This is a genomic window from Ureibacillus thermosphaericus (assembly GCF_012396605.1).
GTDB classification, from domain to species: Bacteria; Bacillota; Bacilli; order Bacillales_A; family Planococcaceae; genus Ureibacillus; species Ureibacillus thermosphaericus.
Window position 1 is genome coordinate 75,077 of sequence record NZ_JAAXPW010000006.1, and the last position, 17,073, is coordinate 92,149.

Annotated in this window: 18 protein-coding genes and 2 other annotated features; of the genes, 6 read left to right on the forward strand and 12 right to left on the reverse strand. The window is 37.3% G+C overall.

Annotated elements, in window-relative coordinates; genetic code table 11:
• Positions 1–4 precede the first annotated feature (4 nt).
• From pheS to HF990_RS04315, 3 genes are all read right to left on the reverse strand, one after another.
• Entirely contained in the window at positions 5–1,042 is a 1,038-nt protein-coding gene (pheS, locus tag HF990_RS04305) for a phenylalanine--tRNA ligase subunit alpha (protein ID WP_168412064.1), read from the reverse strand.
• 122 nt (positions 1,043–1,164) lie between these two features.
• Positions 1,165–1,393 (reverse strand) — a binding site (T-box leader).
• Between the two features lie 147 nt (positions 1,394–1,540).
• Entirely contained in the window at positions 1,541–2,302 is a 762-nt protein-coding gene (locus HF990_RS04310) for a TrmH family RNA methyltransferase (RefSeq protein WP_168412065.1), read from the reverse strand.
• 20 nt (positions 2,303–2,322) lie between these two features.
• A complete protein-coding gene (locus tag HF990_RS04315; protein ID WP_016837172.1) occupies positions 2,323–3,435 on the reverse strand; it encodes a cysteine desulfurase family protein in 1,113 nt (370 codons plus the stop codon).
• 136 nt (positions 3,436–3,571) lie between these two features.
• On the opposite strand from HF990_RS04315, the gene nadB reads away from it, so the two are divergent.
• The 4 genes from nadB to sspI all read left to right on the forward strand — a co-directional run bounded on the left by nadB (position 3,572) and on the right by sspI (position 7,406).
• Positions 3,572–5,161, forward strand: a complete 1,590-nt coding sequence (nadB, locus tag HF990_RS04320; RefSeq protein ID WP_016837170.1) for an L-aspartate oxidase — start codon at positions 3,572–3,574, stop codon at positions 5,159–5,161.
• Positions 5,118–5,963, forward strand: a complete 846-nt coding sequence (gene nadC / locus HF990_RS04325; protein WP_016837168.1) for a carboxylating nicotinate-nucleotide diphosphorylase — start codon at positions 5,118–5,120, stop codon at positions 5,961–5,963. Before nadB ends, nadC begins: the two co-directional genes overlap by 44 nt.
• Positions 5,963–7,066, forward strand: a complete 1,104-nt coding sequence (gene nadA, locus HF990_RS04330; protein WP_016837166.1) for a quinolinate synthase NadA — start codon at positions 5,963–5,965, stop codon at positions 7,064–7,066. Before nadC ends, nadA begins: the two co-directional genes overlap by 1 nt.
• Positions 7,067–7,196: 130 nt before the next feature.
• Positions 7,197–7,406, forward strand: a complete 210-nt coding sequence (gene sspI / locus HF990_RS04335) for a small acid-soluble spore protein SspI (protein WP_016837164.1) — start codon at positions 7,197–7,199, stop codon at positions 7,404–7,406.
• Positions 7,407–7,438: 32 nt separating this feature from the next.
• Here the strand turns inward: sspI and HF990_RS04340 are convergent, their stop codons facing one another.
• Positions 7,439–7,861 (reverse strand): MarR family winged helix-turn-helix transcriptional regulator, encoded by a 423-nt coding sequence (locus HF990_RS04340; protein ID WP_016837162.1) that lies wholly within the window; start codon positions 7,859–7,861, stop codon positions 7,439–7,441.
• A 198-nt stretch (positions 7,862–8,059) separates the two neighbouring features.
• Between HF990_RS04340 and HF990_RS04345 the strand changes: the two genes are divergently transcribed.
• Positions 8,060–9,172: an S-layer homology domain-containing protein gene (locus HF990_RS04345; RefSeq protein ID WP_168412066.1), complete on the forward strand. Its 1,113-nt coding sequence runs from the start codon at positions 8,060–8,062 to the stop codon at positions 9,170–9,172.
• Positions 9,173–9,475: 303 nt separating this feature from the next.
• Here HF990_RS04345 and argF read toward each other — a convergent pair whose 3' ends face one another.
• The 3 genes from argF to HF990_RS04360 form a co-directional block, all read right to left on the reverse strand.
• Positions 9,476–10,441 carry an ornithine carbamoyltransferase gene (argF, locus tag HF990_RS04350; RefSeq protein WP_016837158.1) on the reverse strand — a complete coding sequence of 322 codons (966 nt, stop codon included), beginning with the start codon at positions 10,439–10,441 and terminating at the stop codon, positions 9,476–9,478.
• A gap of 289 nt (positions 10,442–10,730) precedes the next feature.
• On the reverse strand, positions 10,731–11,819 hold the full coding sequence (locus HF990_RS04355) for a M42 family metallopeptidase (RefSeq protein ID WP_026018973.1): 1,089 nt from the start codon (positions 11,817–11,819) through the stop codon (positions 10,731–10,733).
• Positions 11,820–11,830: 11 nt separating this feature from the next.
• Positions 11,831–12,313: a dUTP diphosphatase gene (locus tag HF990_RS04360; RefSeq protein ID WP_016837153.1), complete on the reverse strand. Its 483-nt coding sequence runs from the start codon at positions 12,311–12,313 to the stop codon at positions 11,831–11,833.
• 92 nt (positions 12,314–12,405) lie between these two features.
• On the opposite strand from HF990_RS04360, the gene HF990_RS04365 reads away from it, so the two are divergent.
• Positions 12,406–12,789, forward strand: coding sequence for a sigma-w pathway protein ysdB (locus HF990_RS04365; RefSeq protein WP_168412067.1), 384 nt, complete (start codon positions 12,406–12,408; stop codon positions 12,787–12,789).
• 187 nt (positions 12,790–12,976) lie between these two features.
• Here HF990_RS04365 and HF990_RS04370 read toward each other — a convergent pair whose 3' ends face one another.
• The 5 genes from HF990_RS04370 to thrS all read right to left on the reverse strand — a co-directional run bounded on the left by HF990_RS04370 (position 12,977) and on the right by thrS (position 16,905).
• Entirely contained in the window at positions 12,977–13,246 is a 270-nt protein-coding gene (locus HF990_RS04370) for a DUF1294 domain-containing protein (protein ID WP_016837150.1), read from the reverse strand.
• A gap of 90 nt (positions 13,247–13,336) precedes the next feature.
• Entirely contained in the window at positions 13,337–13,696 is a 360-nt protein-coding gene (gene rplT, locus HF990_RS04375) for a 50S ribosomal protein L20 (RefSeq protein ID WP_016837149.1), read from the reverse strand.
• Positions 13,697–13,749: 53 nt separating this feature from the next.
• A complete protein-coding gene (gene rpmI, locus HF990_RS04380; RefSeq protein ID WP_016837148.1) occupies positions 13,750–13,950 on the reverse strand; it encodes a 50S ribosomal protein L35 in 201 nt (66 codons plus the stop codon).
• Between the two features lie 32 nt (positions 13,951–13,982).
• A complete protein-coding gene (infC, locus tag HF990_RS04385; RefSeq protein ID WP_016837147.1) occupies positions 13,983–14,486 on the reverse strand; it encodes a translation initiation factor IF-3 in 504 nt (167 codons plus the stop codon).
• Positions 14,487–14,578: 92 nt separating this feature from the next.
• Positions 14,579–14,725 (reverse strand) — a sequence feature (ribosomal protein L20 leader region).
• A gap of 248 nt (positions 14,726–14,973) precedes the next feature.
• Positions 14,974–16,905, reverse strand: coding sequence for a threonine--tRNA ligase (thrS, locus tag HF990_RS04390; RefSeq protein WP_016837146.1), 1,932 nt, complete (start codon positions 16,903–16,905; stop codon positions 14,974–14,976).
• Between the last annotated feature and the right edge of the window lie 168 nt (positions 16,906–17,073).

A 17,073-nucleotide genomic window follows, 5' to 3' on the forward strand; every position in this document is an offset into this window, starting at 1 on the left:
CCCCTTACCCTTCTGTACGTCGGAATTGTGATAAGAATCGAATGTCATCGATATAGAAGTTTCGAATATCTTCCACACCATATTTCAACATCGCAATACGTTCTACACCGATACCAAAGGCAAAACCAGAGAATTTCTTCGGATCATATCCACCCATTTTCAGTACGTTAGGATGCACCATGCCGGCACCTAGTATTTCAATCCATCCTGTATGTTTACATACGTTACAGCCATTTCCTCCACAGCGGAAACAAGAAATATCCATTTCAACAGATGGTTCTGTGAACGGGAAGAAACTTGGGCGGAGACGAATTTCTCGATCTTCACCAAACATTTTTTTCGCGAGTTTATCTAACGTACCTTTTAGGTCGCTCATACGAATGTTTTCTCCTACCACGAGCCCTTCAATTTGCATAAATTGGTGTGAGTGAGTAGCATCGTCTGTGTCACGACGATACACTTTTCCCGGGCAAATAATACGGAACGGTTTGCCTTTTTTCGCAAGCATTGTTCTAGCTTGCACCGGCGATGTATGCGTACGTAATAACGTTTCTTCCGTAATGTAGAAAGTATCTTGCATGTCGCGAGCAGGATGCCCTTTTGGCAAATTCAATGCTTCAAAGTTATAATAATCCATTTCCACTTCTGGACCTTCTGCAATTTCATATCCCATGGAGATGAATAAATCTTCCAATTCTTCAACAACACGCGTTAAAGGATGTCTGTTGCCAAGGCGCACTTTACGTCCAGGAAGTGTTACATCGACGGATTCCTTTTCTAGTTGTTCTTGAATTTGTTGTTCTTCTAATACTTTGACACGTTGCTCCAACGCTTCAGTTACTTTTTCACGAACTGTATTGGCTAGAGCCCCCATTTTAGGACGCTCTTCAGGAGAAAGTTTCCCCATTCCTTTTAATACTTCCGTAATGGACCCTTTTTTCCCTAAATATTGAACACGAACATCATTCAGTTCTTTTAAGTTCGTGCATGCAGCAATTTTCTCAATGGCTTCTTGCTCAATTTGTTTTAGTTGCTGTTCCATCATGTAACCTCCTTAAATGAAAAATATTTTTCGTTTGAATAATTACCAGTTTTTGTTATAAAATTAACAATTTTTGTTACACACTCACATGTTACAAATCAAATAAAAAACCTCGCCCCAAATCAAGGGACGAGGAACATTCGCGGTACCACCCTAGTTATTGCAAAATGCAATCACTTCATTGACATAACGGCATTCGCCGGCAATCCTTTACAGAGCTTTACTCTGGTCCTGGATGCTGCTCGCGGGGTGAACTTCAATATTCGCTGCATACATAAGCTTCCAGTCATGGCTTATGCTCCCTGAAATGCAGTCATTGAATATTTACTCTTCCCGCTCCAACGCATTTCCACTTTATTCACATATGATTGGAAAAATCTTAGACTATTCTACGATAAATTGGATTATGTTTCAAGTATCTACCTTGTATAATTATCCAATCCGTTTAATGAAAAACTCTTACTTTTACTTCAATCGAGAAGCAAAAGTAAGAGTTCGTTAATCGATGAAATGATATAATAAAATCCCTGTAGCAACCGCCACATTCAACGATTCTGCTTGTCCTAAAATCGGAATCATCACGTTTTGAGTCGTTTGCTCGAGCAATTCCTTTTGAACACCGCTACCTTCATTTCCTACAATTAAGGCGAAACTTCCTGACTTATGTAATTCTCTATAATCAACTGCATTTTCAAGAGCAGTTCCATACAAAGGAATGTTTCTTTCTTTTAATTTTTCAACCCAATCCATTAAATTTCCGCGAATTACCGGAATATGGAAGTGGGATCCTTGCGCCGAACGCAATGTCTTTGAATTATATATATCTGCACAGCCTTTTCCTAAAACAACCGCATCGATTCCAGCAGCATCCGCTGTACGAATCATCGTTCCGATATTTCCTGGGTCTTGCACTGCATCAATAAGCAATAATTTTTTCCATGATGCCTGTTCAGTTTCCGAAATCATTGCTTGTTTGCAATGTGCAAATATACCTTGTGAAGTTTCTGTTTCTGCAATGTCCTTCGCAATGGAATTCGTTACTTCCACTATCTTTACATCATTCAATGACCATTCACGGGGAATTTCAACCCCTTCGCGTACAATGATTTGAATGACTTGCTCCTTATTTTTTAGCGCTTCCTCTACTAAATGAAATCCTTCGACAATAAATTCTCCTGTTTTTTCTCGCTCTTTCCTATTGGTAACTAGCTTTTTCCAATGTTTCACATAAGCGTTTTGAGCCGATTCTATGCGTTTCATTATTGATAAACCGCCTTTATTTATTTTTTTACATCTTGATCTAAATTTACTAATGCTTTACTAAGTCGATAAATATGTTCTTCTGTTGTATCCATTCCAAAAGAGATTCGGAAAAATGTACGTGCTTCCGATAAGCTATGCCCCATCGCAAGTATCGCCTTTGTTCCTGATGCACTGTTAATATCGCAAGCACTTCCGGTTGAAATGCAAATTCCTTCTTCATTTAATCGCAACATCACGTATTGCCCTTCCGCCCCCTTCATACATAAGCCACATATGCTTGGGAGTTGATGAGCTTCGTCTGCTTCAATAAAATAGCAGTTTGTATCTTTTATTGATTCTTTTAATTGGTTTCGCAAACTCCAAAATTTATTGAAGTCATACTGGTAATGCTCTACGCTTTTGGCAAAAGCAAAAACCGCCGGGGTATCGACCGTACCGCCTCTTAAGCCCCTTTCATGAGTCACACCTGGAAAAAGTGGCAATATTCTTCTGCGTGGATTTAAATATACCGCACCACAGCCTTTTGGTCCACCAATTTTATGGGCGGATACTGTGATGCCATCAACAAATTTTGAAAATTCCGTTACATCTAATTTACAGAAGGACTGAACACAATCTACATGATATGAAATATTGTATTTTTGTGCAACTTCGGCAATTTCTTTCACCGGTTGAATAGAACCAATTTCTGAGTTGACATGTTGGATTGTAATGAGAACAGTATCTGGGCGAATCGATTGTTCTAACATGCTTACATCAACTATACCTCGTTTTGTTAACGGTAGTTTTGTAATTTCATAACCTTCTCTTTCTAGAGTATTTATAGCTGCATGTACACTCGTGTGTTCTGCGCTTGACGTGATGATATGTTTCCCTTTTCCTGCACGGGCTAAAGATATTATTGCAAGGATATTCCCTTCTGTACCACTTCCAGTAAATATGATGCCGTCCCGATTAACGCCTAATTTATTTGCCACAACATCTCTTGCGTTTTCTAACAAAAAGGCTGCTTGTCCACCTGCATCATGCAAACTGGATGTATTACCATATACGCTTTTTGCAGCAAGACTGTAAGCCTCAATACTTACATCCATCATCGGGGTTGTCGCAGCATAATCTAGATAAATCATTGATATTCCCCATTTCTACAAAAATTATGGACTCTTAGCATACTTTACATAACGGAAATTATGAATGAAAATGCTTGTTTTATCATTTATTTTATGTAAATATATGTGTCAAGACAACTGTAAAGAAGGTAATGCTATGATCATCAACACAGACATTGTCATTATAGGAAGTGGTATTAGTGCTCTTCAAACAGCAAAACTCCTTGCAAAAAAGTATGATGTACACATTGTCACAAAAAATCACATAAAAAACGGTAGTTCATACAAAGCACAAGGAGGAATTGCTGCAGTCACAAGCAGTGAAGACAACATCCGATTTCACATAGAAGATACATTTGTTGCTGGCCTTCATCATCATGATGTGGAAAATGTAATAAAACTTGTAAAAGAAGGAAAACAAACTGTTCAACAACTAATTAACGATCATTTTCCTATTGATTGTGCACCTGATGGCTCGATTTTGCTTGGACTTGAAGGAGCACATAGCAAACCAAGAATCATCCATTCTGGCGGCGATGCAACGGGCAAAGCTCTAGTAAACTTTTTGGTAGATTCTTTGCCTGAAAACGTCATAATTCACGAATATGAGTTGGCTTATGAACTACTCATTAATGATGATGGAGAATGTATCGGTGTAAAAACGAAATCTTTTGAAGATCATATTACGTACTTAGCCTCATACGTGATTGTTGCAACTGGCGGTGTAGGAGCATTGTATGAATATACTTCAAATTGTTCCGATAGCTTTGGTGATGGGATTGCCCTTTCTTACCTTGCAGGAGCCGAAATCGCTGATATGGAATTTATTCAATTCCATCCAAGCTTAATTTATTTGGATGGAAAAACGCATGGACTTGTTTCTGAAGCAGTTCGAGGAGCAGGCGGTTATTTTGTTGATGAAAATGGAAATCGAATTATGGAAAGAGTTCATCCACTTGCGGATTTAGCTCCAAGACATATTACCGCTTACGAAATGTATAAACATCGTACAAATGGCCATGAAGTTTATATCGACATTTCGAACATCGAGCACTTTGAAGAAAAGTTTCCTACGATTACTAATATTTGCAAAGTGATAGGGATTGATTTATCGAATCAGCGCATACCCATTGCACCGGGAAGCCACTTTCTTATGGGAGGCATCGTCAGCGACGTTTACGGCCGGACTAATATCCCAAGACTTCTTGCCATTGGTGAAGCCGCTTGTACGGGTGTCCATGGAGCAAATCGACTAGCCAGCAATTCATTGTTAGAATGTATTACCTTTGGAAAATTGATGGCAGAACATTTGCTAAATAACGGCAGCCGTCAAAACAACTATACGATTCGAAAAATTGACAATAAATCGTCCAACATCCCAAAATTAATGCAACCTAGTGTCTTACAAAAAGAAATGTTCCTAAAGGCTGGCATCGTAAGAGAAAAAAAAGCGTTAACGGATTTAATTGAACAGTTGCCTGCCTATGAGGAATTTGCAAATGTCAATTTTGATGCATTAGACAGACGAACGATTGAACAGTTATTTATGCATATTACCGCCTCTTTAATTGTTCAAGGAGCATTTACTAGAGAAGAATCTCGTGGCTCCCATATTCGTAATGACTTTCCATCAATTAATGAGGATTGGCAAAATAAGTGGATTATCTTCAAACAAGGAAAATTACATGTGAGGGACGGACTTTATGAACAAAATCAAATTACAAGAAATATTGAAACAGTTTTTTAATGAAGATATCGGAGACGGTGACTTATCAAGCGAAACCATCTTTTCCCGTATAGATCAAGGATCTTTTACTTTTTATGCAAAGGAGGACGGAATCTTTTGTGGAGCTACGATAATCGAAACCGGATTTAAGTTGCTCGACCCTTTCCTTAACATCACCTTGCTGAAAGAAGATGGGGATGAAGTTCATAAGGGGGATCAAATCGCTATCATAGAGGGTTCTTTACAAAGTTTGCTTAGCGGAGAACGGGTCATTTTAAATTTAATTCAACGGATGAGCGGCATCGCAACGAACGCAAGAAAAGCTGTTGAATTAACTAAAGGAACAAATGCAAAAATATGTGATACCAGAAAAACGATGCCAGGTCTAAGAATGCTCGATAAATACGCTGTGCGGACAGGCGGTGCATATAACCACCGAAGCGGCTTATACGATTGCATTATGTTAAAAGACAATCACATTGCTTTCGCTGGAAGCATTTCAAAGGCCGTACAATTAGCTAAATCAAAAATTGGTCATACGGTAAAAATCGAAGTGGAAATTGAAACGAAAGAACAATTGTTAGAAGCAATTGAAGCTGGTGCGGATATTATCATGTTTGATAATCGAACTCCTGAAGAAATTAAACAATGGTTGCCGCTTGTTCCAAAACATATAACAACGGAAGCTTCTGGGGGCATTACGTTAGACAATTTGCGAAAGTACGCAGAATCTGGCGTAGAATGGATTTCCCTCGGCTCCCTTACCCATTCGGTTAACGCTTTAGATATTAGTGCATTAGTAAAAAGAAAGGATGTTGAATAATGTCAACAATTTGCACACTTCCAACTCAAGGTATGTTGCCTGAAAAATATCGTCGCTTGTCTCGTGATGAAATGGAAAAGAGAGTTCGTGAAATAAAGGAAAAATTAGGTGATCAATTATTTATCCCTGCACATCATTATCAAAAAGATGAAGTAATCCAATTTGCTGATGCAATAGGCGACTCTTTGCAATTGGCGCAAGTAGCTGCTAAAAATAAACAAGCTAAACATATTGTATTTTGCGGTGTGCACTTCATGGCTGAAACAGCTGATATGTTAACAACCGATGAGCAAATTGTTTACTTGCCTGATATGCGTGCAGGTTGTTCCATGGCAGATATGGCAAATATTTATCAAACGGAAGAAGCATGGGAGAAGTTAACAGCCCTTTTCGGCGATACAATTATCCCATTAACATATGTCAACTCAACTGCTGCGATAAAAGCATTCACCGGGCGGAATGGCGGTGCTTGTGTCACTTCATCCAACGCCAAAAAAATGGTGGAGTGGGCACTTACGCAAAAAGAGCGAATCTTTTTCTTACCAGACCAACATTTAGGAAGAAATACAGCCTACGAATTAGGAATCCCTTTAGAACAAATGGCTGTATGGAATCCGATTTCTGGAGAATTCAAGTATGAAGGCAATGTCCAAGACATAAAAGTGATTTTATGGGATGGTTATTGTTCTGTTCATCAAGGATTTACAGTGGAGAATGTTCAAGAAGTTCGAGAAAACTATCCTGAAATGACAGTCATTGTTCATCCAGAATGTTCTTTTGAAGTAGTACAAGCAGCAGACCTTTCAGGTTCTACTAAATATATCGTAGAAACCATCAAAAATGCTCCTGCTGGCTCGAGTTGGGCAATCGGAACGGAAATGAACTTAGTGAAACGAATTATTGCTGAGCATCCCGACAAGCACATCATCTCACTCAATGAAAATATGTGCCCTTGCCTAACAATGAACCGTATCGATTTGCCACATTTCCTTTGGGCGCTTGAAATGATTGAAAATGGTGAACAAGGAAATGTCATTAAAGTGGACCGAGAAACAACGGAAGAAGCATTGTTGTCATTAAACCGTATGCTTCAATTAGCATAAAATCACATACACATTACGCAAGTTGCGCTAAGAAGAACTTTACTCCAAAAAAGTTTCTCCAAGGAGTTATTGAAAATGACGCATAATTTCATCGAGTGGTAACAAACTACTACTCGAGGAGGCGAATGGTATGAACTTTCAAATAAGAGAAGCCATTACAGCAAATGTTAAAGGAGACAACCCACAAGATTTTCAGGAAACAATTCAAGATGCAATCGCTCGAGGAGATGAGCACCTACTTCCAGGACTTGGTGTCTTTTTAGAAAAGTGGTGGCAAACTTCTACTGAAGAAGAGCATGCAAAGTTTACCGAAACATTATCAAAAGCATTTCAAAATTAAAGGGCTGGAGAATGGATTCTCCATGCCCTTATTTAATATAACCCCCATTCCATTTTTAAAATTTCCTTCAAGCTTTTTAGTTGTTCTTCCCCTATATGTTCTGCAATGATATTCTCCAATTCTTTTTTTAAAGCGATATATTTTTCATAGCAAGCTTCTCCCGAAGGTGTCAGTTCAATATATTTATCTCTCAAGTTCGCTTTATTCGTTTCCACCAAACCTTTTTGCTCTAATTGTTTGATAAATTTATGGGTTGCTTGCCTTGTAAAATGAACTTGTTTCGCTACATGAGAAATTAATGGCTTATCCTTATAAACTATTGATAAAATAGCAAATTCTGAATTTGTTATGTAAATATCACTAATATCTTGCCATTTTCCTTTCTTTATTTTTTTCAATAACATCCATTTCCCATTAATTAAATCAAACAACAATTCTCCCTTATGATCATTCAATCATCTCACCCCTTTGTAGACTAGCAACTATATCAATAATGAATTTATTATTCAATTGTTAATACTACTATCATACCTGAATAGTTCTAATTCGTCATTTACCAAAAAAAAGAGAGCGTTTATACTAGTATGAGAATTAGTAAAAATATCATTATTTCATAAGTTTATCCAAACTAGTATTGAAGGAGGGAAAGTGAAGTGGGAGTACATTACAATTGGAAACAATGGCTATGGAGTAGTTTTATCATTTGTATGTTAATTTTTTGCGTAAAAGTAAATCATGGAGATGCTGCTACTTTTAAAGATGTTCCTGAAAGCCATCCGTCAATATTCGAAATTGAATTTCTTGCGGATTCAGGAATTATTAAAGGTTATCAAGATCAAACCTTTAAACCTTCTAACAATGTTACAAATTCCCAAGTTGCATTAATGATTACAAGAGCATTAAATCTTAATGTAGAGAATCGACCAGCTCCAGGATTTCAAGATTTAGGAAAAATCGATGAAGTTACTTATAAGGCCATCGCAGCAGTCGTGGATGAAGGAATTTTTCCAAAAGGAGATACTTTTAGACCCTTTGAACCCATTACGCGCGGTGAAATGGCTCAAGTATTAGTTAATGCATTTCATTTAAAAGGTACAACAAACCAAGAGTTTAAAGATGTTTCCAAAAACCATACATTCTATCAAGCAATCAAAATATTAGCTGCAAATAACATTACAACGGGATTCGAAGATGGCACTTTTAAGCCTTCTCAACCTCTTACTCGCGCTCACTTTTCCACTTTTATGTCTCGGATTATTGAACCTGATTTTATTCCTGTTTCAAGTGGATTTGGGTACAATAAACAGTACCAGTACATATATGAATTAAATGAGGGCTATACCGCTCGAGAATATTTTTCGTATCTTTCATCTGACGAACTAGGGGATTGGTGGCAAGTTTCCGACGAAAACAATCAATACATCCATTATGTAAATCGCATCGATAAAAAAGGCTTCACTTTTACTGGTTACTTAGAAAATGAAGAAATTATCACAGATTTTCATATTCCGTATCCAGTAAAACTTGGAACGAGTTGGTCTTATTCATTTAAGGATGAGTATCAACCAGTAACCTATGTCGTAACCAGCATGTCGGAAAAAATCACAACACCTGCTGGAACCTTTCATCCTGTAATGGAAATTGTTAGTTCCGATGGTTACCAATATTATTATTCGAAAGAATTAGGCCACATTTGTACGAAAGATTTGCAAACAAATGCGATTGTTTATCAATTAATTGATTTAAAGAAACGGTCTTCTAAATAAAATATTCCTTCATGTAAAAAGGCAATCCAGCGCCTCCTGGATTGCCTTGTATCTTTTATTTATATCGATGCTTCATTCCACCTAGAAATCCACATCGAGTGAAAACATGTTTTAATCTGCATAGTAGTAGAGATAAAAGTTTCCTCTGCCGCTTTCGGGGCAGAGCTATAGCAGATTCTCTTCTATTTTCATTATGCTAAAAGAGATAACAATACTGCTTTTTGTGCGTGTAATCGGTTTTCTGCTTGCCCCTACCGCTTGCGCTTTCGGGGCAGAGCTACAACATATTTTCTTCTGTTCTTATTATGCTAATAGAGATAATAGCACTGCTTTTTGTGCGTGTAATCGGTTTTCTGCTTGCTCGAAGACGTATGAATTTGGTCCATCGATTACTGATGTTGCCACTTCTTCTTCGCGATGAGCTGGCAAACAATGTAAGAACATAAAGTCAGGTTTTGCATGAGCAACAAGTTCCTCATTGATTTGATAACCTTTAAAGTCTATTAATCTCTGAGCCGCTTCCTCTTCCTGCCCCATACTAGTCCATACATCTGTATAGATTACATCTGCATCTTTCACAGCTTCAATTGGATCATTTGTTACGACAACCGTGCTGCCATTTTTCTCTGCAATCGCTTGAGCCTTCTTCATGATGATTTCATCTGGCTCATACCCTTTAGGAGTTGCAACCACAATATCCATTCCAACATGGGCAGCTGCAACTACCAGCGAATGGGCAACATTATTTCCATCGCCAACATAAGCTGTTTTTAAACCTTTTAATTTTCCTTTATTTTCAACGATTGTTTCAATATCTGCCAATGCTTGACATGGATGATAAAGATCCGTTAATCCATTAATCACAGGAATTGTAGAGTATTCAGCTAACTCCTCTACCATCTTATGGGAATTTGCACGTATCATAATGCCATCTAAATATCCTGAAAGCACAAGGCCAGTATCAGAAATTGGTTCACCACGACCAAGTTGCATATCTCTTGCATGTAAGAAAATCGCTTTTCCACCCAATTGATGCATTCCTACTTCAAAGGAAATACGAGTACGAGTTGAATTCTTCTCAAAAATCATTCCGATTATTTTTCCATCTAATAGTTTTGGACATCTTCCGTTTTTCGTTACCTTTTTCATTTTTATTGCAAGACTAATTAGTTCTTGCACTTCTTCACTTGTATAATCAAGCAGCGTCAATAAATCTTTGCCCTTTAAACTAGAAACGGGCTTTAGCTGCACTTCTTCCAACAGTTTCATTGATTCTTACCGCTCCTTTAACGTTTGGTTGTATTCATTATACAATTGCATATTTATTAAATCAAGTGTATTTTTATTATATTTTAATCTTTTTGTCAATCGAAGGAATATTCAATCAAAACGAATAAAAATTCAACTAAAACGAGTTTATTTTTGATTTTAATTAATATTTATGCGTACAAATTAAAATGATGTCCATTCCATTCTATTCATAATAGTATATGTTATGCATAAAGATAACTTCAAGCGTTCTAAATGCCAATAAAAAAAGAGAGGATGTTTAATCCTCTCAATCAAATTTAATTTTATTCACCGCATCCCAATCAAGCCGCTTTACAATTTCGACCATTAATTTTACTGCATTTTCAAAATCATCCCGATGCAAAATGGATGCATGGGAATGAATATAACGAGTAGCAACGCCAATGGAAAGGGTTGGTACGCCGCTTCCAGTTAAATGAATAGAACCGCCATCCGTTCCACCACCAGGCATCGTTTCAAATTGATATGGAATCTTGTTCTCTTCTGCAACATCTATTACAAAATCCCGTAATCCTTTATGCGATACCATCGAAGCATCGTAAATAACGATTTGCGGCCCTGCTCCTAGCTTCGATGTCGATTCTTTTGCAGTAATCCCCGGCGTATCACCAGCAATTCCAACATCTACTGCAAAGCCAATATCCGGTTGGATTTTAAACGTGGACGTTTTCGCACCTCTTAAACCTACTTCTTCTTGTACATTGCCGACACCATACACGATATTTGGATGTTTTTCATTTTGTAATCGTTTCAACACTTCGATGGCAATGGCACAACCAATTCGGTTATCCCAAGCTTTTGCGAGTAACAATTTTTCGTTTTTCATCACATTGAATTCAAAATAAGGGGTAATCATGTCACCAGGTCGTATTCCCCAGCTTTCCGCTTCCTCTTTTGAAGATGCACCAACATCGATAAACATGTCTTTTATATCTACAGTTTTCTTTCTTTGTTCTTGAGGCAGGATATGTGGCGGTTTTGAACCGATTACGCCAATGATTTCTTCTCCTGAACGAGTTGTAATCGTTACCCGCTGAGAAAGCATAACATGAGCCCACCAGCCGCCTACAGTTTGAAATTTAATAAACCCCTTTTCATCAATTTGAGACACCATGAAGCCGACTTCATCTAGGTGACCGGCAATCATAATTTTTGGGCCTTTTTCATCGCCACATTTTTCAGCAATTAAGCTTCCTAAATTGTCATACTCAATCTTATCAGCAAACGGTTCGATATATTTTTTCATTACTGCTCTCGGCGCTTTTTCATTTCCTGGGATGCCGTTTGCATCAGTCAAATCTTTCAACATTTGCAGAGTTTGATCCAAATTCATTATGAATATCCTCCTTAATATCCATTGCGTTGCCGCTCGTAATTTTTCTCGTTTTTAGCAATGTATGCTTGGATAATATCATCCAATGTGAAACCTAAATTATAGGCAAGCACTCCATAATATTTCCACACTTGCAAGTAATTATCCTCTGTCGGATTATGAATAAATGATAATATTACATCTTGTGTTTGTAAAAACCACGTCGTTAAGTTTTCCTTTTTCTTAATTTCCGGCCAAGCATCTAATCGATAGCCTTTCTCATTTCCTAATGAAAGCAGAAAATGAATAGAATCTACAAATTCCTCTAATATCACTTCTCGTTCAGAAGGTCCTTTCGTGCTCCAATATTTAAAACAGCGAGTTTCATTTGCTAACTCTGCTAGTTCAATTGTTAGCGCCAATCCTTTTTCTAAAAACACATCACGGTTGATTTGCTGATTTTTTTGAATAAATGAATCCAGTTGTGCTTGCATATTAAACAGTTCTTTAAATTCCATTAATTTTATCCCTCATTTTCTATAAAAAATGAAACTATATATCTATCCTAATCGTATAGGATATGATACCTTTTATACAAGGGGGAACTTTTATGGGTTTTCTTTTGCGCATTATAGTTATTGTCCTCATTATCTATTTATTTTATAAAGCTGTTCGCTACTTAACAGATCCAAAAAGGAAATTAGATGAAGCCTATGAAAAGGGGCAATTTTATTTTTATGACGATGTAAAAAATGTACGAAAAAACTTCTTTATTTCTTATAAAGGGGCATTATTTGAAGGTGAAAAATATTTAGGGACAACCGAAGATGCCTTTGAAGTTGTTTCGATTTTCGTCTGGGTGCATGATCCAATGAAACTTCACGGTATGACGAAAGATGATTTCAAATTTTTAGAGAAGGAAATTTTAATGAATTATCCTAAAGCGAAAATCAATTGGAAAAATCCTATTGAAAAATTGATGAAAGAAGAATAATAATCATCCTCTAAATAATGTTTTAATTGTTCGTTGATGGACAGGGGGCTTGTCCAAATAATATTAGTAAACTCTCTGTTGAGTGAATCATTTGAAAAATAAGCGGCTTGAGCTCTAAATCTTTATGGGCTTAAGCCGTTTAATTCTTTAAAGAGCGAAGTGGATCATCACAACATACTCCATCAAATTAGAATGAACGATTTATATACATGATTAATATAATCTGTATTGCAGACAAAAATGGCAATCCAAATGCAAATACTGAGTGTTTCGTTTTATGGCGGAATAGATACATCCCGATTAGCCCACCACAAGCACCACCGATGATTGCAACGAACAATAATGTTCTTTCTGAAATACGCCACTTCTTTTTTCTCGCTTTTGATTTATCAATCCCCATCAATGTAAAACAAATCGCTGATAGAATCATCATGTAAACAATAAGAATTTCATTCATATGCGCTTCTCCTAATAGAAAAAGACTGATAGGATGTCCTACCAGCCTTTAAAGTTGTTGTTTAAATTCGTGAAAAAATGAGTCAATTTCTTATTTCGCAATTGCTTTTTTCGCTTCTTCAGCAAGTTGAGCAAACGCTTGTGCATCGTTTACTGCCAAGTCAGCTAACATTTTGCGGTTTACTTCGATACCAGCTTGTTTTAAACCGTACATTAAACGGCTGTAAGAAAGGCCGTTTTGACGAGCAGCTGCGTTGATACGAGTAATCCATAATTTACGGAAATCGCGTTTTTTCTGACGGCGGTCACGGTATGCGTATAAACCGGATTTCATTACCGCTTGATTTGCTGTTCTATATAAAGTGTGTTTTGAACCGAAATAACCTTTAGCTAATTTTAATACTTTTTTACGACGCTTGCGCGTTACTGTTCCACCTTTTACGCGTGGCATATTAATTACCTCCTGCTATTCTCTCGTAAATTAAATTTTTATATAACGTTCAATTATTTTTTGTACGCAAGTAAAGTTTTAATGCGTTTGTAGTCACCTGCAGTCATCACTTTAGCTTTACGCAGTTGACGTTTTTGTTTTGTCGTTTTGTTTGCAGCTAAGTGGCTACCGTAAGCACGGTCAAATTTAAATTTACCTGTACCCGTTCTTTTGAAACGCTTAGCAGCGCCACGATGAGTTTTCATTTTTGGCATAGTATTTCCTCCTAAACCTTATTTCGTAATCATTATTTTTCATTTTTTGGTGCAAGTACTAAAAACATGCTTCGGCCTTCTAATTTCGGCTTTTGTTCTACTGTTGCATATTCTGCACATTCTTCAGCAAAACGATCTAATACCCGCTGACCAATATCTGTATGCGTAATTGCGCGACCTTTGAAACGCAACGTACATTTTACTTTATCTCCTTTTTGAAGGAACTTGATTGCGTTTCGAAGTTTTGTTTGGAAGTCATGCTCATCAATTGTTGGGCTTAAACGTACCTCTTTCATGTGGATGACTTTTTGATTTTTGCGAATCTCGCGCTCTTTCTTTTGCTGCTCAAATTTAAACTTGCCATAGTCCATAATACGAGCGACAGGTGGCTTCGCTTGTGGTGCTACTAGGACAAGATCCAAGTTTACACGAGCAGCCATTTCTAACGCTTCATTACGGGATTTAATTCCTAATTGTTCACCGTTTTGATCAATTACACGAAGTTCACGTGCACGTATCCCTTCGTTGACGTACATGTCTTTGCTAATAAAAATCCACCTCCAAGGTTGTGTCGCGAATACACGGTTTGGAAACATCCCTGGTTGAACGTCGCTGTTGATTCTGTTATGTCCATAAAAAAAGACGGACATTTCAGAAGATGTCCGCCCGCCGAAAAATACGCAAAAAGAGCGTATTCATTTTTCATGTATTCCAAACCTGCCAACTGCTTGAAGCGTCGAAACAGGTGAGAAGCGGGCAGCCTCTACTTTCAACCACAAACTTGTATTCTTAACCTTTGTTATCGTAACATTCATATTTTAGAATGTCAAGTTTTTTATCAATACATTCCTTTGAAAGAAAAAAAATAGAAAACTTTAAAATCTAAAATTCTTTAACGAATACTAGCTATCGTGCAATGATTAGAATTATAAACTAAAGTATTTTAAAAAATCAAGATGCCCTTTGCTAAGCTCCGGGCATCTTCCACACTAATCAAAAATACAAATCATTTTTGTATCCCGTTTACACTCTTGCGTCCTTTTTGATATCTTCAAGGAATTGTTCGAATGAAACTGTTTCGGAATCTTTAGATCCATATCTGCGAATATTTACCGCATTCGCTTCCACTTCTTTATCTCCTAATACCAACATGTAAGGGATTTTCTTCATTTGTGCTTCACGGATTTTATATCCTAACTTTTCTTCACGAACATCCAATTCTACGCGAATACCAGCTTTACGAAGTGTTTCTTCCACTTGTTTTGCATAATCAAAATGCACTTCGTTTGATACAGGTATCACTACTGCTTGAACTGGTGCCAACCAAGTTGGGAACGCACCTTTATACTCTTCAATTAAGAATGCAACAAAGCGTTCCATTGTCGATACAATACCACGATGAATTACAACTGGACGATGTTTTTCTCCATCTTCTCCGATATATGTTAAATCAAAGCGCTCTGGTTGCAAGAAGTCAAGTTGCACAGTTGATAATGTTTCTTCTTTACCAATAGCAGTTTTAACTTGTACGTCCAATTTAGGACCATAGAATGCCGCTTCGCCTTCCGCTTCAAAATATTCAAGGCCTAGGTCATCCATTGCTTCTTTTAACATGCTTTGAGCACGTTCCCACATTTCATCGTCGTCATAATACTTTTCTGTATCTTCTGGATCACGGTAAGATAAGCGGAAACGATAATCTTTAATATCGAAATCTTTATAAACATCTAAAATTAAGTTAACTACTCGTTTAAACTCATCTTTAATTTGGTCTGGACGAACGAAGATATGGGCATCATTCAACGTCATTCCGCGCACACGTTGTAATCCAGATAAACCACCAGATGCTTCATAACGGTGCATCATACCAAGTTCGGCAATTCGAATCGGCAACTCACGGTAAGAGTGCATGCTGTTCTTGTACACCATCATATGGTGTGGACAGTTCATTGGACGAAGCACAAGTGTTTCGTTATCCATTTCCATTGGAGGGAACATATCTTCAGAATAGTGATGCCAATGTCCAGATGTTTCATATAAACTTTTAGAACCTAGCACTGGAGTATATACATGTTGATATCCAAGACTGATTTCTTTATCAACAATATAGCGTTCGATGATACGACGAATTGTTGCCCCATTTGGCAACCAAATTGGTAACCCTTGACCTACAGTTTGAGATAAAGTAAATAGCTCAAGTTCCTTACCAATTTTACGGTGATCTCGTTCTCTTGCCTCTTCAAGCATTTGTAAGTGTTGTTTTAAATCTTCTTTATTGAAGAATGCTGTGCCGTAAATACGTTGAAGCATTTTGTTGTTAGAATCGCCACGCCAATATGCTCCAGCTAAAGAAAGCAATTTAAACTCTTTTAATTTGCCTGTAGATGGAACGTGCACTCCACGGCAAAGATCGAAAAATTCCCCTTGATAGTATATAGAGACTTGTTCCCCTTCTGGAATCGCATCAAGTAATTCCAATTTATATTCATCGCCGATTTCTTCATAAATTTTGCGCGCTTCTTCGCGAGTAACGTTTTTACGTACGATCTCAAGGTTTTCAGAAATGATTTTTTTCATTTCTTTTTCTATTTTTGGAAGATCATCTGCAGAAATTGGTGTTGGTGAGTCGATATCGTAGTAAAACCCACCTTCAATTACAGGACCAATCCCAAGTTTCACACCAGGGAATAAACGTTTTACTGCTTGAGCTGTTAAATGAGCAGTAGAGTGGCGCAATATTTCTAATGCATCTTCATGTTCTGGTGTAATGATTTCAATTGCACCATCTTCCTCAATTGGTGTTTTTAAATCTAATAACTTACCATTGATTTTACCTGCTAACGCTTTTTTACGTAATCCTGGGCTGATGGAAGCTGCCACATCATCAGTAGAAGTTCCTTTAGGAAACTCCTTTACAGCACCGTCTGGAAATGTTAATTGAATCACTTCAGACATACTCAAATTCTCCTTTACTATATTTTTTGATGCAAAATTTTTAGCTATTCTGTATTCATAGAAATCAAAAATTAATAAAGCTAAACAGTTGAAACCTAAAATAAAAAAACGCCATCCCAATAAAGGGACGACGCGATCGCTCGTGGTTCCACCCTTCTTCCTTCCGAA

Coding starts and splice junctions, on each gene's coding strand:
- pheS (WP_168412064.1), bottom strand. CDS start 1,042: ATGGAACAGCAACTAAAACAAATTGAGCAAGAAGCCATTGAGAAAATT.
- HF990_RS04310 (WP_168412065.1), bottom strand. CDS start 2,302: ATGAAACGCATAGAATCGGCTCAAAACGCTTATGTGAAACATTGGAAA.
- HF990_RS04315 (WP_016837172.1), bottom strand. CDS start 3,435: ATGATTTATCTAGATTATGCTGCGACAACCCCGATGATGGATGTAAGT.
- nadB (WP_016837170.1), top strand. CDS start 3,572: ATGATCATCAACACAGACATTGTCATTATAGGAAGTGGTATTAGTGCT.
- nadC (WP_016837168.1), top strand. CDS start 5,118: ATGAACAAAATCAAATTACAAGAAATATTGAAACAGTTTTTTAATGAA.
- nadA (WP_016837166.1), top strand. CDS start 5,963: ATGTCAACAATTTGCACACTTCCAACTCAAGGTATGTTGCCTGAAAAA.
- sspI (WP_016837164.1), top strand. CDS start 7,197: ATGAACTTTCAAATAAGAGAAGCCATTACAGCAAATGTTAAAGGAGAC.
- argF (WP_016837158.1), bottom strand. CDS start 10,441: ATGAAACTGTTGGAAGAAGTGCAGCTAAAGCCCGTTTCTAGTTTAAAG.
- HF990_RS04360 (WP_016837153.1), bottom strand. CDS start 12,313: ATGGAATTTAAAGAACTGTTTAATATGCAAGCACAACTGGATTCATTT.
- HF990_RS04365 (WP_168412067.1), top strand. CDS start 12,406: ATGGGTTTTCTTTTGCGCATTATAGTTATTGTCCTCATTATCTATTTA.
- HF990_RS04370 (WP_016837150.1), bottom strand. CDS start 13,246: ATGAATGAAATTCTTATTGTTTACATGATGATTCTATCAGCGATTTGT.
- rplT (WP_016837149.1), bottom strand. CDS start 13,696: ATGCCACGCGTAAAAGGTGGAACAGTAACGCGCAAGCGTCGTAAAAAA.
- rpmI (WP_016837148.1), bottom strand. CDS start 13,950: ATGCCAAAAATGAAAACTCATCGTGGCGCTGCTAAGCGTTTCAAAAGA.
- infC (WP_016837147.1), bottom strand. CDS start 14,486: ATGTACGTCAACGAAGGGATACGTGCACGTGAACTTCGTGTAATTGAT.
- thrS (WP_016837146.1), bottom strand. CDS start 16,905: ATGTCTGAAGTGATTCAATTAACATTTCCAGACGGTGCTGTAAAGGAG.